This window comes from Siminovitchia sp. FSL H7-0308, from assembly GCF_037980985.1.
In the GTDB taxonomy this organism is placed as follows: Bacteria; Bacillota; Bacilli; order Bacillales; family Bacillaceae_C; genus Siminovitchia; species Siminovitchia thermophila.
In genome coordinates this window covers 1,391,323-1,405,303 of sequence record NZ_CP150282.1, presented here as the reverse complement: position 1 = coordinate 1,405,303, position 13,981 = coordinate 1,391,323, and the positions used below count along the sequence as shown (strand labels likewise).

The 13,981-nt window shown below is 43.2% G+C and carries 14 protein-coding genes; 4 read left to right on the top strand and 10 right to left on the bottom strand.

The genetic code is table 11. The features are described from left to right. The 3 genes from MHB50_RS06555 to MHB50_RS06545 form a co-directional block, all read right to left on the bottom strand. Complete coding sequence (locus tag MHB50_RS06555) at positions 1–603, bottom strand: phosphatase PAP2 family protein (protein WP_077110499.1); 603 nt, start codon at positions 601–603, stop codon at positions 1–3. Between the two features lie 88 nt (positions 604–691). Next, positions 692–865 (bottom strand): hypothetical protein, encoded by a 174-nt coding sequence (locus tag MHB50_RS06550; protein ID WP_171973844.1) that lies wholly within the window; start codon positions 863–865, stop codon positions 692–694. Between the two features lie 146 nt (positions 866–1,011). Next, positions 1,012–2,976 (bottom strand): aconitate hydratase, encoded by a 1,965-nt coding sequence (locus MHB50_RS06545; protein WP_077110497.1) that lies wholly within the window; start codon positions 2,974–2,976, stop codon positions 1,012–1,014. Between the two features lie 425 nt (positions 2,977–3,401). Between MHB50_RS06545 and MHB50_RS06540 the strand changes: the two genes are divergently transcribed. Both MHB50_RS06540 and MHB50_RS06535 read left to right on the top strand, forming a co-directional pair. Next, positions 3,402–3,722, top strand: a complete 321-nt coding sequence (locus MHB50_RS06540) for a YbjQ family protein (RefSeq protein WP_077110495.1) — start codon at positions 3,402–3,404, stop codon at positions 3,720–3,722. A gap of 4 nt (positions 3,723–3,726) precedes the next feature. Continuing rightward, positions 3,727–3,954: a hypothetical protein gene (locus tag MHB50_RS06535; RefSeq protein ID WP_077110493.1), complete on the top strand. Its 228-nt coding sequence runs from the start codon at positions 3,727–3,729 to the stop codon at positions 3,952–3,954. Between the two features lie 374 nt (positions 3,955–4,328). Here MHB50_RS06535 and MHB50_RS06530 read toward each other — a convergent pair whose 3' ends face one another. The 3 genes from MHB50_RS06530 to MHB50_RS06520 form a co-directional block, all read right to left on the bottom strand. Further along, positions 4,329–4,883: a phosphoribosyltransferase family protein gene (locus MHB50_RS06530; protein ID WP_077110489.1), complete on the bottom strand. Its 555-nt coding sequence runs from the start codon at positions 4,881–4,883 to the stop codon at positions 4,329–4,331. Continuing rightward, a complete protein-coding gene (locus tag MHB50_RS06525) occupies positions 4,884–5,966 on the bottom strand; it encodes an NCS2 family permease (protein ID WP_339162753.1) in 1,083 nt (360 codons plus the stop codon). Between the two features lie 375 nt (positions 5,967–6,341). Continuing rightward, complete coding sequence (locus tag MHB50_RS06520) at positions 6,342–6,773, bottom strand: acyl-CoA thioesterase (protein WP_077110485.1); 432 nt, start codon at positions 6,771–6,773, stop codon at positions 6,342–6,344. A 215-nt stretch (positions 6,774–6,988) separates the two neighbouring features. Between MHB50_RS06520 and MHB50_RS06515 the strand changes: the two genes are divergently transcribed. After that, positions 6,989–8,158 (top strand): alanine--glyoxylate aminotransferase family protein, encoded by a 1,170-nt coding sequence (locus tag MHB50_RS06515; protein ID WP_077110483.1) that lies wholly within the window; start codon positions 6,989–6,991, stop codon positions 8,156–8,158. 444 nt (positions 8,159–8,602) lie between these two features. On the opposite strand, the gene MHB50_RS06510 is transcribed toward MHB50_RS06515, so the two are convergent. The 4 genes from MHB50_RS06510 to MHB50_RS06495 are packed head-to-tail and all read right to left on the bottom strand — an operon-like array spanning position 8,603 to position 11,905. Beyond that, a complete protein-coding gene (locus MHB50_RS06510; protein ID WP_077110479.1) occupies positions 8,603–9,442 on the bottom strand; it encodes an SDR family oxidoreductase in 840 nt (279 codons plus the stop codon). A 1-nt stretch (position 9,443) separates the two neighbouring features. Continuing rightward, positions 9,444–10,145: an RluA family pseudouridine synthase gene (locus MHB50_RS06505; protein ID WP_077110477.1), complete on the bottom strand. Its 702-nt coding sequence runs from the start codon at positions 10,143–10,145 to the stop codon at positions 9,444–9,446. 54 nt (positions 10,146–10,199) lie between these two features. Next, positions 10,200–11,651 (bottom strand): hypothetical protein, encoded by a 1,452-nt coding sequence (locus tag MHB50_RS06500; RefSeq protein WP_205179936.1) that lies wholly within the window; start codon positions 11,649–11,651, stop codon positions 10,200–10,202. Then, positions 11,648–11,905, bottom strand: a complete 258-nt coding sequence (locus tag MHB50_RS06495) for a hypothetical protein (protein WP_077110473.1) — start codon at positions 11,903–11,905, stop codon at positions 11,648–11,650. Before MHB50_RS06495 ends, MHB50_RS06500 begins: the two co-directional genes overlap by 4 nt. 191 nt (positions 11,906–12,096) lie before the next feature. On the opposite strand from MHB50_RS06495, the gene MHB50_RS06490 reads away from it, so the two are divergent. Then, positions 12,097–13,686: a long-chain-fatty-acid--CoA ligase gene (locus MHB50_RS06490; protein WP_077110710.1), complete on the top strand. Its 1,590-nt coding sequence runs from the start codon at positions 12,097–12,099 to the stop codon at positions 13,684–13,686. Positions 13,687–13,981 lie beyond the last annotated feature (295 nt).

Sequence of the window (13,981 nt, the reverse complement as noted above, 5' to 3'; positions counted from 1 at the left end):
TCAACTCTTGCCAATATCCCAGTGTTTGTATAAAGAAACAAATATCAGCATCCAAATGATTCCCGCAACAAACCCGCCAATAATATCTGTTACATAATGTACACCCAAGTAAATCCGGCTAACTCCAATCAAAGCAACAAGAAGGACTGTCACACCGATGATCGCCTTCCTAAATGCTTTGCTTTTAAAATGAATCAATAAAAGAAAGCATATAAATCCTAGCACCGCGGTTGAATTCATAGTATGGCCGCTAGGGAAGCTAAAGCCGGCCGAATGAATGATGGGGTTTATTTCCGGCCTGTCTCTTTCAATCCAATTTTTCAATAAATAGTTTGATCCTCTTGATCCCCAAAAGACAAACATGAGAAAAAGAACATCGGTAAAGCGCTTTTTATATATCAGGTAAACGGTAAGTAGCGCAGTAATAAACAGCAGCCCTTTAATGGAGCCAACATCCGAAATAAACAGAAATGCATCTGTTACAGATTCACTGCGGATTTGTTCAAATTGCAGAACGATCTTTTGATCGAAATTTGCCAGCAATTCGATCTCTACAATCCATGTAAGTAAAAGAAATATCGCGCCAAAAAGTAACCATTTCATTTTTCATCATTCCATTATTTTTTGTTGCTTTACTACTATGTGATCAAATTCGGATATAAAAACGGGCAGCGTTAACTGCCCGGCATGTTTAATCCAATAACCGATTGTTTTCATCCACTTCCATCACTTTTGCATTTGGATGTTCGCCGGAGATCAAACCGGCCCCACGGCAAACACTGCAATTATATTGCCAGCCTTCATCATCTGCGAGCATCCCTGTTCCTCCACAAGCCCTGCATATGTTTTCACGGTCTACTGTCATAAAAATCCTCCTTCCTTAAAGGTACATAATCTCTTGAATTCTCACCTAATCTTAAAATGTCATGACTATTTCAATTTCGCCTTAAAACGGATATAGGATGAATTTTTTGCAAGGTCTGGCCCATCCTCCCTTTTTATTTACCCGTTCTAGTGTTTGGATGAACCTCTTTTTTGCCGCTCCTTTACCCAGTTAATCATCCCGCCTTTTAATAACACATCAACCTGGCGTTGAGATAACGCATGGTTTACTTCAATAGTGAGGTTTTTGTTTTTGACACGGATAGTCAGTTCATTACCTTGTTTAATGCTCGTTCTCACATTCTCCAATTGAAGGACATCTCCTTGGTCCAGATGTTCATAATCTTCCTGATGCTTAAACGTTAACGGGAGGATGCCAAAGTTCACGAGATTTTGCCAGTGAATGCGTGCAAAATCCTTCACTAATGCCACTCGAAGTCCTAAATATCTAGGTGCGAGCGCAGCGTGCTCCCGGCTGGAGCCTTGTCCATAGTTAATACCGCCCACAATAGCATGCCCGCCTTTAACGACGGATTCCATTGCTCGCGGATAATACGTATGGTCAATGATTTCAAATGCAAATTTGCTGATTTCAGGCAGATTGCTTCTATAAGGGAGCACACGGGCTCCCCCGGCTAAAATTTCGTCTGTCGAGATGTTGTCGCCCATCTTTAGCAATACAGGTATTTCCATCTGATCCGGAAGCTCATCCATAGCCGGGATAGACGCAACGTTCGGTCCTTTATATAGCGCAACCTTTTTTGCTTCTTCAAATGGGAGGGGGGCATCGAGCAGTGTGTCATCAATTGTTGGATTTTTCGGTTCTTTCACTTTTGGATAAGTCATTTCAAATGTTCTTGGATCAGTAATTTCCCCCGTCAAGGCGGAAATCGCGGCTGTTTCCGGGCTGCATAAGAACACACTATCCTCCTGAGTACCGGATCGCCCAGGAAAGTTTCTCGGGGTCGTACGCAGGCTGTTTCTTCCTGTAGCAGGAGCCTGACCCATGCCGATACAGCCATTGCACCCTGCTTGATGTAACCGGGCACCGGCTTGAAGAAGGCTTGCTATATGACTCTCCTTCACCAAATCAGTCAGCATTTGCCTGGAAGTCGGATTAATATCGAATGAGACGCCTGCCGCGACCTTTTTCCCTTTTACAATTTCTGCCGCAATGGCAAAATCACGGAAACCCGGATTAGCCGATGAGCCGATATAAGACTGATAAATCGGTGTTCCGGCAACTTCTGATACAGGAACTACATTGCCTGGGCTGGAAGGTTTGGCAATAAGCGGCTCCAACTCGGATAAATTGATTTCTTCTTCCAAATCGTACGTTGCTCCTTTATCCGCTTTTAGTTCTATCCAATCATCTTCCCTTCCCTGCTCTGTCAAGAAACGCCTGATTTCCTGGTCGGATGGAAAAACGGTAGAGGTCGCCCCTAATTCCGCCCCCATATTCGCTATAACATGCCGGTCCATCGCACTTAACTCATCCAAGCCCGGACCGTAATATTCAATGACCTTGCCAACTCCCCCTTTTACGTCATGCCGGCGAAGCAATTCAAGAATCACATCCTTCGCGCTGACCCAATCCGGTAATTTTCCAGTCAACTTGATACCCCACACTTGAGGCATTTTTACGTAAAAAGGTTCTCCGGCTATTGCAAGAGCAACATCCATTCCACCCGCTCCCATAGCAAGCATTCCCATGCACCCATTGGCACAAGTGTGACTATCCGAACCGAGCAACGTTTTTCCCGGCTTGGCCAAACGTTGCATATGAACAGGATGGCTTACCCCGTTGCCCGGCCGGCTATAATACAGACCAAATCGACGAGTGGCGCTTTGCAAAAATAAATGGTCATCGGCATTTTTGTTATCAACCTGTATGACGTTATGATCGACATACTGGGCGGATGCTTCCGTTTTTGCCCGATCGAGTCCCATTGCCTCAAGCTCCAGCATCACCATCGTACCAGTCGCATCTTGAGTAAGGGTTTGATCAATCTTCAAGCCGATTTCTGTGCCCGGAACCATTTCACCGGATACAAGATGTGATTGAATTAATTTCTGGGTAATATTTAATGGCATCTATTTTCCTCCTGTACAAAGCTTAAAATCCATGCTTTCCATTTATGTTTGTTAATTCAGCAAGGAAATATACACCAATCCTGATGATGAAGCGATATACAATCATTTAAGGAAAAAGCCCTGTCTCTTTGATTCTCCAGGAATCTCTTTCTTCAAAAAGGAGCCGAACAAAATTGGATGAAACCGAAATAAAAAGGGGAGAATAGCTCATAATACTTTTCCCTGATCACTTCTCTCAACAGCATACTTTGGTAAAAGAACAAACGTGTATGTTCCGCCAGATGCGGCAATGGCAGTGACAGTGTCCCATTCTTTTCAGTTTCTGACTTTTCATTCCTCTTGATCTTTATTTTAAAAGTTTGAAACCTTACATGATGCGATTACGTAGTAGTGTAGCAACTTTAATTAGAAAGGATGATAGCAACATGATAATCGTGACGACAGAAAATATAGCCAACTATAAAATTGTTGAAATGAAAGGTCCTGTATTTGGCATAACAGTAAGGGCAAGGGGAATTGGAAAAGACATTGTTGCATCATTTAAGGGTTTATTAGGAGGAGAAATCAGCCAGTATACAGAAATGCTTGAAGACGCAAGAAAACAGGCCATAGACCGAATGGTAGAAAACGCCAAAGCCATGGAAGCCAATGCTGTAACGATGATGCGCTTTGATTCGGGAGAAATCGGCCAAAACATGAGTGAAATCATTGCATATGGTACAGCAGTAGTTATAGAAAAGGCTTAGTCTCGTGAAGTGGATTATTGGATTTTACGGCATTCAAATATTGCTATTTATCGCGATAATAATCATTTCTTGGCTCATTTGGGATAAACGTTTCAAACGTAAACACGGGCGGGAAGTTCCTAAAGGCTTTATTCCAACGAATGAGGTAAACATCGATCCGACTACCAAGAAAAAATTAATTGTTTATTACAATCCTGATACTGGCGAGCGCTTTTATAAAGAGGAAGATTAACAAACCGGCGCAGTGTTACCGATACTTCTGGAGGAAACTGCCCCTGATCGGCGCTTCCACCGGGCTTGGGGCCTCATATGACTCTTTATTGGACTGTTTTTGTCATTCCAGAATTTCTTTCGGGCGCCTTGAAAAAATCCAGTATGTGCTCCCCCCAACAATGTTATAACTTGGGATTAATGAATGTTTTAGAGGGGAGCTAGTCAGCTTTGAATCATTCCGACCATTCATTCCGTACAATGAATATTTTTCACCCTGCCTAATCGGCAGCCCGGCAGCCGGAAGATTTGCAATTGATATCCTTATAGTATGCGGAATTATTTCATCATAATAAAGCATGAACAGGTATCTTTCCGTTCACGCCTTTTAAAAGTCTATTTTTTTGACCGTTTATTCCTAAAAAGTGGCAGCTTTTTCAAATAAATAATGTCATCACGAGTAGCTGCATTACCTTCCGCCAAAATTGCCGCTCTGGCCACAACTTGGCCGCCAGCCTTTTCAACCAGCTCCTCCAGGCCACGAATAGACTGCCCGGTACTGATGACATCATCAATAATGGCTACCCGCTTATTTTTTATGTGCTCGACATCATTGGTGTCGAGACATAAGACTTGCTTTTTCTGGGTTGTAATGGATACCACCTCATTGACCAAAGGAGTTTCCATATACGGCTTGATGCTTTTTCGCGCAACAACATATTGCTTCATGCCAAGTTGTTTAGATACCTCATATACAAGCGGTATCCCCTTTGCCTCCGCTGTGACAAGCACGTCTACTTCGGGGAGCTTGTCCGCTAGTAAAGGCGCGGTATAAGCGACCAGCTCCGTGTCGCCCAAAATGACAAAACTGGCAATGCTCAGCTCATCTGAAATCGAAACGATCGGCAGTTCTCTTTGGATAGCGCCAATCACCAATGTATAAGTTTCCATTTACATCCCCCTTAAAAAACCGAATAATCCAATGAGAAATTGAATGATCAAACCGGCAAGCATGCCAAGAAAAGGATCCGTGATCGCTGTGACAACCATCGTGATTCCGCCAATTAATCCTGAAGCAGGCTCACCTGTTGAAAAAGCTGTGCCGGCATTGCCGGGAAATGTGACAATCGCACCCAACACGAACAAAAATCCGGCAATTGAAGAACTTGGAACAAATTTACCGATCTTGGGAAGAAGTCCGGCAAATAAAATGATGGCCATGAGTGACATCATCAATACACCTGACCCAACCGGATGCGGCGCGCTTGCAGTGGCGGAAATAACTACTTCAACTGGCGCTCCGCCAAAGAAAGCAGAAGCCATGTCGGCCAAGCTGCTTATAACAGTTAACACATCGACGTTTACATCGGTTTGGGCAATCTCCCCGTTAATCTTGCCAAATGCGATATTCGCCCCAATATTTAAACAAACCATAGCCAAAGCGCCGCGTATGACCATTGGATTGATCACCAGTTTTTGGCGCGTAATTTTTTCCTCCAAAACGGCCTGGATACCTTCCTTACCATCTTTCGGAAGAAAAAGATAGACAATACTTGAGAGAATGACCGATATGGTGATCGTATAAACGAGGTCTTTTGTTGCCATGTATACAATGAGCGCACTGGCAAAAGATGTAATCCCAACCATTTTATCATTTCTGGCCATTTCCCATGCGACTTTTGATAGCATGATCCCAACACCTGCCATCATCCCTGCCGTAATAACCGGACCAATCCAATCTATAATTTTTTCAAGCAAGCCAAATAATCCAATGGGAACCATGATCAGCGCTCCGAAAAACACCATCGATAGCCGTTCCCGCATATTTCTGCCCATTGTCCCAGCCAATGTTATCGTTTCAGCCTGGTAAGAAATCACCGGAACCGAGCCCATGATTGCGTTTCCTCCGGCTCCGACGACAAAAGCCAGCGCCGTTGGAACAGAAGCAAACCCAAAAGTCATGGCGAGAAGCCCCTGAGGAAGTCCATTTAGTACTACGCTAAGTGCGGCCAAGATGTCTTTAAGTATGTCCATTCTACACTCCGTTTCTAACAACGAATGAATCATTCGCTGATTTTTTTATAAAAAATCCCCTTAAACACGAACATTATCTAATTAACATTAATTATTGTACGTGTTTATCGAGAAATTTCAAGTGTTTTATTCGAAGTTTCAACATTTAGTTTTTTGTTTAAAATTGGAACAAACTGAAGAAAATCTATATGCGTCTAAACAAAAAGAGACTCTTCTGACCTTCCTTGAAAAATGCGAAGTGTCCTATCCAGTGTGGATTGCACTCCGTCTTTTTTTAAAAATAAATAAAAAAGCTTGTAGAGAAAAACACCTACTTTCTCTACAAGCTGGCCCTCTTACTATCTATAGAAGGTACTTACATCCACCATAGCCCCTTTAAACTTCTGAGAGCAGGCTCCTTTCCCACTCCGATTCAAGTCTCACTTTTGGAACCGGAGTTGGCCTTCCATTTTCGTCAATGGCGACCATCGTGATCGTAGAGGTCGTCGTCAACCGCCTTTCATCTGTTTCCAAATGGAGGCATTCCACTTTTACATACACTTTCATTGAAGTAGTTCCCACTGAAAGAACAAAAGCTTCCAACGTCAATATGTCCCCCACTTTTGCCGAAGACAAAAAGTTTACCGTGTTAATGGACGCGGTGACAACTGCTTTTTTGGAATGTTTCATTGCAGCAATCGCAGCGATTTCATCAATATACGCCAGGACGGTTCCTCCGAAAATGGTGCCCATATGGTTCGTATCAGGCGGAAGGACAAGCTTTGTCTGAATCGTCCTTGATACATTTGAAGAAATTTCTTTTTGCATAAGAACTTCTCCTTCCCGTTGATCATTTTGGCTAGTTTGCTCTGTAAAGCAAGGTTTCATGATTTTTTCTCATGAACCTTTTAAATCATAGTACACGATCGTGCATCTGACAACCTCCATAAGCGATCATGATGCAATGCCTTTTTCTTGTCATATGTTCCAATAAAAGAGATAATAAAATTGTGAAAATATCAAATATTTATGGAGGGAATGGAATGTATAAACTTATTTTAAGACATCCAGGACCGACTCCGATTCCAAAAAAAGTGAATATGGCGATGAGCCAGGATATCATTAGCCACCGAAGCCCGGAATTCATCAAACTATTTCGGGAAACAACAGCACGCATCAAACCGCTATTTGGAACAGAACAGGACGTTTTACTTCTTGCCGCCAGCGGCACGGCCGCTTTGGAAGCCGCAGCTGTCAATGCTGTTTCACCAGGTGAAAAGGTTGTTGTCATTTCCATTGGCGCATTTGGTGATTACTTTGCTGCTATCTGTGAGAAATACGGATTCGATGTGCATAAGCTGCAAAAAACATGGGGCGAGGCTTGTACGCCGGAAGAGTTGGAAGCTTTTCTAAAACCGTTAAACAATATTAAGGCTGTTTTTGCTACATACTGCGAAACATCGACAGGCGTATTGAATCCAATCGAAGATTTGGCAAAAATCGTGAAGAAAAACACGGATGCCTTATTTATTGTGGACGGAGTGAGCTGTATCGGCGCTGTTCCCGCCAAAATGGATGAATGGGGAATTGATATTTTGGCAACCGGATCACAAAAAGCCCTCATGCTGCCACCCGGACTGGCCTTAATTTCGGTAAGCGAGCAAGCGTGGAAAGCGATTGAAAACAATCAAACCCCTGTCTATTATCTGAACCTATTAACGTACCGTGATTGGTTTGAACAGGGAATGACCCCGAATACATCAGCCGTTACCCTTATTTACGGTTTGTCAGCTGTATGCGACTTAATCGAGGAAGAAACGTTCGCCAGAACGGTCGAAAGGCATGAATTAATGAAAAAGATGGTGAAAGAAGCGATGAATGCTCTTGATATAGACCTGTTGGCAAGCGAACCATTTATGTCGCCAACGGTTACGGCAATCCGCACACCAAAATATTTGGATTTGGAGCAATTTTTACAATTGCTCAAACAAAAATATCACTTGGATTTTGCCGGCGGCTTGGGAAGCTTGCAAGGACAGATCTTCCGGTTTGGCCATATGGGATATTGCTTCCCTGCGGATGTTTTAGAAGCTGTTTCCCTTATGGAAGCCGGTTTAAAAGAGCTTTCATATCCGTTTGAAATGGGAGCAGGCGTCAAAGCAGCGGCTGATACCCTTTCTGCAACAAAGGCGGATATTCAAGTGAAAATCTAAAGTAAATCTTCAATCAGTGGGACGAGGCTTACCAGACAAGGACGCGCAAGCGCCACCACATATGTACGTTCTTCGTCTGCCCCATTGTTAAGAAAACAAGACAAAGGCCTCGTTGCAATCTCCTTGAAATTTGCGGTACTTGCGAGGATTTCCTTGTCTTGCTGCTTTACTTGCAATCATACTTCCTGTACGTCGCAGCTCCTTAGTGATTTATCCTTGAAAACATTGCGGTTGTGGCATTTCCGGAGTTTTTTCTTGTCTGGCCGGCCCGATCCCCCGCGAAAATACCCGGATAGAAAAGGAGGGGCTGGAACATAAGTTGAAAGCTGATTCATATTCGTACAAATCGTGAGAATAAAACCGCGTGAAATCAAGGGGTAACCACCAGGTTCTAACCTTGATTCCATGCGGTTCATTTCATTTTTACCGTGTTGTGTCCCTGCCCTATTTCCCCAACAATTTTTTCAGGAAAATCTGTTCCCACTTTTTCCACGGAATCATGTTTTTTAAAAAGAGAGTCGTTTTTACCCCTTTGCCGACAGGATACCTAAGCCTGCCGGCCTCCTTGCTCATACAAAGATCGGCAATGAGAGAAGCGACGATTTGCGGATCTTCATACTTGGCTTCCCCTTTTTCCAGTTCATGTAAAATCGCCTTCTTAAAAAATGAATAAGGCGACGATTCCACTAGCGAATTTCGGGCAATTGTTTTACCCGTTGACCAGATCGAGGTTTTGAATGATCCTGGTTCAATCAGGAACACATCAATGCCAAACGGCTTTACCTCCATGCGCAAACATTCTGTCCATCCTTCTAATGCATGCTTGGATGCCACATACGGTGAAAGCCCCGGAAAACCGACTTTACCCGAAATGCTGCTTATATTGATGATGGTTCCCTTCTTCCGAGCTCTCATCGCTGGAAGAAAGGCTTGGGTAACGGCAATGAGACCAAAAAAATTCGTTTCAAATTGCTCTTTGTATTCTTCCAAACTCACTTCCTCGCAAAATCCCCCCATTGCAAAACCCGCGTTATTAATAAGAATGTCAACAGGGGGCAGATCGTTCAATAAATCAGGAAAGCCATTCGGACGGGTTACGTCCAATTGAACGATGTTTACCCGGTCTTCCATTTGATGCATGCTGCATAAACTTTTCAGCTTCTCCGCTTTCTCCAAATTTCTCATGGATGCGATGACTTGGCATCCCCGTTTTGCCAGTTCAACAGCCGCGAGCATTCCAAACCCGCTGGCGGAACCGGTAATAAACACTGTTTGTTTTTCCATGTCATTTCTCCATTTGCAACATGTCTTGAATAGATCCCCACACAGTCCACGGATATGTGTGAGGAGGAAAGCTCTCTAACCGCATCACTTCTTTTTTTACGGGATGTACAAATTTCAAGGAATAAGCCCATAAAGCAATTTGCTGTCCCGGCCTGTTCACCTGCGACCCATATTTCTGATCTCCATAAAGGGGAAAGCCTGAAGCGGAAAGCTGGACGCGAATCTGATGGGAGCGGCCCGTGTGGAGCTTGACAGACAATAGGCTTAATTTGTCCCGCTGGGCCACCGTTTGATATTCCAACACGGCTTTCTTGCCGCTTTTATGATCCTGAGAGACCGTTTGAACGACGTTCTTGCGGTTGTTTTTGGATAAATAATGTTCCAATAATGCCGCTTTTTTTCGGGGAGTTCCCCGGACAACAGCTATATACTTTCTCTCTATCTCATTCTTTCGCAAGGAATCCGCCAGCCTGGATGCGGACTTCGACGTCTTGGCAAACACCATCACGCCCCCTACAGGCCGGTCTAGTCGATGAACCAAGCCAAGATAGACATTTCCCGGTTTTTGATAACGAATTTTAAGATCTTTTTTTAAAAGTGACAATACATCCGGATCCCCGCTTGCATCTTCCTGTACAGGGACATTCACCGGCTTCTCCACAACAAGCAGATGGTTGTCCTCATATAAAATTGGTATTTCCATATTATCCGATACCCTTCAGTAAAATGATATGTTCATTGTATCGCAGTTTAATGCTTATCGAAACTCCTCCAATCCGGTAACATTGACAATCCATGGCTTCAACGCTGCTACTTCTACACAATGAACATGCCCGCCTGTTCCTTTAAATTCGGGCATGTATACTAATTCGTAATGAGGCTTCCCTTCTTCATCGACCTCCTCCTTTGTCCAATTCAGCTTCATCACAAAAGAATCCTGATATCGTTGTAAGGCCTTGCCAAAATGATCGGGAATGTTTTCAACTAAGTGGGTGAAACGATCATGTAGATAATCCGTCGCAAACCATTCGCATAACTTTCCCGAATATGCGCTCACAATAATGGTAAGATACTCCCCTTCTACCTGAACATCTTTTTCAAAACGATCAAAAGTAAAACAATACGCATGCGGCGGCAACTCTTCACCTTCCTCGTCGAATTCAATCAGGACATGATCCTCCCCCCTGAGTTTAAACATATGTTGCGCATCCGGATATTGGCTGTACAAAAGCTTGAGAGCAGATTGAAAAGCTTCCTCTTCCGTAATCCTCACACCATTTTCTCTATCGCTTGTGATCATTTGTTTAAGCATGCCGTTAGAATCAGTTATAAGCTTTACCGCGCCTTCTACCACTGTATCAAGATCCATTAACTCATCAAACTCATATTCTCGTAAAAAATGCTCCTTGGGAAAATCGCTCCATACTTCCAATTTCCCTTCAGGCGTATCACTTTCTGTTATTTTATCCATCGTTTCAACGCCTGCCATGGCATATATCGAGGATTGTACTGGTGGCATTTGCGGGAGGGATTGAAATGGAAAACAAACATCGCCAAAATCAGCCAATGTCGTTTGGTTGCCATCCATCTTCACATCAATTCCCGTTGTATGAAGAAAGTCATAAACAAGCTTAAATTCCCCGTCACCATCCACATAAACTTTTTCGTCAAAGCGCATGATCTTTAATAATGGTTGAATATTGGTTAAAAACCGTTCACGCGCAACCTCTTCTGACAGCACTCGATCGGGATAAACGATCAAGAATTCATCCATTTCATTTACCATATCCATGATGACGCCATTTTTATAAACCGAAAATGATATACCCGAATTAGGCAGTTCAAGTCCAAATCGTTCATCTTTACGGACATAATCAAATAAGTAAAAAATGTCAAGGTCGAAGATCGAGGACAAATGTAAGAGTGAGAAGGATTCAGGAAAAAAATCATGCGAAAATCTCTCAATAAGCTTCCGAATCTCTTCCTTAGACATAGATGCTTCCGGAATGTCCTCTTCTTCAAAATCAAATTCCGAAAACATTTTTAAACATCCGTCTTCAGTCAATACGACCTCACCCGCAACTTGTTGACTGTCCACAAATATTAATTTGTATGTGTTTTGATCATATTCTGTAGGTTTTGCAACCAGGCTTTCTTCTTTATTCGCTACTATATAGGGCCGCAATTTCGCAACTATCTTTTCCATCATAAGCCTCCTGGCAATATCTTTATTTTTTCCAGCGCGGGGCGGTCTTCCGGGACATAATAAAACCCGCTTTCAACCCAGGGGATTCTCTCCAAATGAAACGGGCTGCTCTGGAAAAAATGATCAATTTCCACCTTTAGAGTGTTGTCACGCAGCCCATGAGTCTTTGACTCATTATAGCTATTCATAAACTGATGATATTCATCATCCTTTAAAAGCCGTTTCATTTTTGCTGTAAAGTCTTCAGGGAGAAACATGGTGTCCAGCTCACACAAAAATGCGATACATCATTTATTATAAACGATAGAGCTCTCTCGTAAATATGTATATCACCGGATTTTTACTGATCGAATTGTTTGAAAAAATGTTATATAACAAGTTGAAAATATTAAATATGTGCTATAATACCAATATATTTGAAAATTTGTTGAATTGGGAGGGCTTCATCGTGTATGTTCCGCTACTTTTAACACAATTTTTAGACCGCGCCGTAAAACTATATGGCAGTAAAACAGCAGTGATTGATGATGAACGGGTTTTCACTTACTCCGAGTTGAATGAAAGGATAAACCGCCTTTCTCACGGGCTAAAAGATCTGGGTGTGGAAAAGGGCGACAAGGTTGCCTACCTTGCACCAAACACCCTGGAAATGCTCGAAGGCTTCTATGGTGTGTTCCAACTTGGTGCGATTACCGTCCCCCTGAACATTCGGCTTAAGCCGGATGATTATTTGTTTATTTTAAACCATAGTGAAAGCAAGGTATTATTTGTTGACTGGGAGTTGTATGGGCTCATCGGTTCGGTCCGTAGTCAACTGAATCTGGAACAAATTATTGTCCATGGCGGCAACAAGATCAAACTCGAAGAAAATGATCTAGATTATGATGAGTGGGTCGGCCAATTTCCGGCAGAGCCGTTTCCACGTGAAGATATAGATGAAAAAGACATCGCCAGCCTTCTGTACACGAGCGGAACGACCGGCAATCCAAAAGGTGTTATGCTCACCCATCGCAGCAATTACATACATGCCCTTCAAGTCATGCATCATTTGCGGGTAAGTGACCGAGACGTATTGCTCCACGTATTGCCCATGTTCCATGTTAATGGATGGGGATCACCATTTTATTACACAGCAAACGGAGCTACTCAAGTGATGTTAAGAAAGACACGACCGGACGTCATTTACGAAAAATTGCAAAAGCATGGCGTGAATGTGATGCATATGGCGCCCACGGTACTAAACTCTCTTCTGCATTATTATGATGAAAATAAAGTGGAGATCGGACAAGATGTAAGGGTTGTCATTGCCGGGTCAGCCCCGCCGCCTTCGTTTGTCACCCGCGTTGAGGAAGACTTGGGCTGGGAATTTATCCATGTCTACGGATTGACGGAAACATCGCCCTTGCTCACCACCTCCATCATTCGTGCTCAACATTTGGATGAGCCAAAAGAAGTTCAATATCGAATGAAATCCAAAGCCGGTTACCAAATGATGTGCACTGATGTGAAAGTGGTGAATGAGCAAGGTGAAGAAGTGAAACATAACGGCATGGAAATCGGCGAAATCATCGTCAGAACGAACGGTGTGATGGAAGGTTATTGGAAAAATGAAGAAGCTACGAATGCCGTCATCAAAAACGGTTGGTTTCATACTGGTGACATGGGCATTGTCGATTATAACGGCAATATTGAAATTGTCGATCGGAAAAAAGATGTCATCATCAGCGGAGGCGAAAATATTTCTTCCATAGAAGTGGAAGGAGTTTTATATGAACATCCAGCAATTGTTGAGGCTGCCGTCATTGCGATTCCTCATGAAAAATGGGGCGAAACCCCACATGCTATTGTCGTTGTTCGCGATGGCCAAACCGTAACGGAAACCGAAATCATTACCTTCGCCAGAGAAAGGCTTGCCCATTTTAAAGCGCCTACATCTGTCAGTTTCGTAAAAGAATTACCCAAGACTGCTTCGGGAAAAATTCTAAAAGTGAATTTGCGAAAAGAATATTGGCAAAGCAAAAGCAAGCTCGTCAACTAGACATTCAGTTTGGTACGCTCAATCGATCAGGCGGACAATCATTCTCCTCCGCCTGATTGTTCGCTTGCGGGCTGCCGTCACTTTCTGGAAGATGGGCCACTCCCCACTTCCCGTACAACGGTTCAAAGCCTCTTAGTGATCACAGGTTTTATAGAAAGTCGTTTAACACGAATACGCCGCTCTTTTTCCGACCTAACAGCTTTGCTTGAGCGCGCCGAAGTACCACCCTTGTTACATTTTTACCTGGCGTTCTTTTCTAAAAGAGATAAAGTGTTTGATGACAAAAAGGACGCAT

Excerpts from the sequence above, each read along its gene's own strand:
- MHB50_RS06555 (WP_077110499.1), bottom strand. The coding sequence starts at position 603 with ATGAAATGGTTACTTTTTGGCGCGATATTTCTTTTACTTACATGGATT.
- MHB50_RS06550 (WP_171973844.1), bottom strand. The coding sequence starts at position 865 with ATGACAGTAGACCGTGAAAACATATGCAGGGCTTGTGGAGGAACAGGG.
- MHB50_RS06505 (WP_077110477.1), bottom strand. The coding sequence starts at position 10,145 with ATGGAAATACCAATTTTATATGAGGACAACCATCTGCTTGTTGTGGAG.
- MHB50_RS06515 (WP_077110483.1), top strand. The coding sequence starts at position 6,989 with ATGTATAAACTTATTTTAAGACATCCAGGACCGACTCCGATTCCAAAA.
- MHB50_RS06545 (WP_077110497.1), bottom strand. The coding sequence starts at position 2,976 with ATGCCATTAAATATTACCCAGAAATTAATTCAATCACATCTTGTATCC.
- MHB50_RS06520 (WP_077110485.1), bottom strand. The coding sequence starts at position 6,773 with ATGCAAAAAGAAATTTCTTCAAATGTATCAAGGACGATTCAGACAAAG.
- MHB50_RS06510 (WP_077110479.1), bottom strand. The coding sequence starts at position 9,442 with ATGGAAAAACAAACAGTGTTTATTACCGGTTCCGCCAGCGGGTTTGGA.
- MHB50_RS06500 (WP_205179936.1), bottom strand. The coding sequence starts at position 11,651 with ATGATGGAAAAGATAGTTGCGAAATTGCGGCCCTATATAGTAGCGAAT.
- MHB50_RS06530 (WP_077110489.1), bottom strand. The coding sequence starts at position 4,883 with ATGGAAACTTATACATTGGTGATTGGCGCTATCCAAAGAGAACTGCCG.
- MHB50_RS06540 (WP_077110495.1), top strand. The coding sequence starts at position 3,402 with ATGATAATCGTGACGACAGAAAATATAGCCAACTATAAAATTGTTGAA.
- MHB50_RS06525 (WP_339162753.1), bottom strand. The coding sequence starts at position 5,966 with ATGGACATACTTAAAGACATCTTGGCCGCACTTAGCGTAGTACTAAAT.
- MHB50_RS06495 (WP_077110473.1), bottom strand. The coding sequence starts at position 11,905 with ATGTTTCTCCCTGAAGACTTTACAGCAAAAATGAAACGGCTTTTAAAG.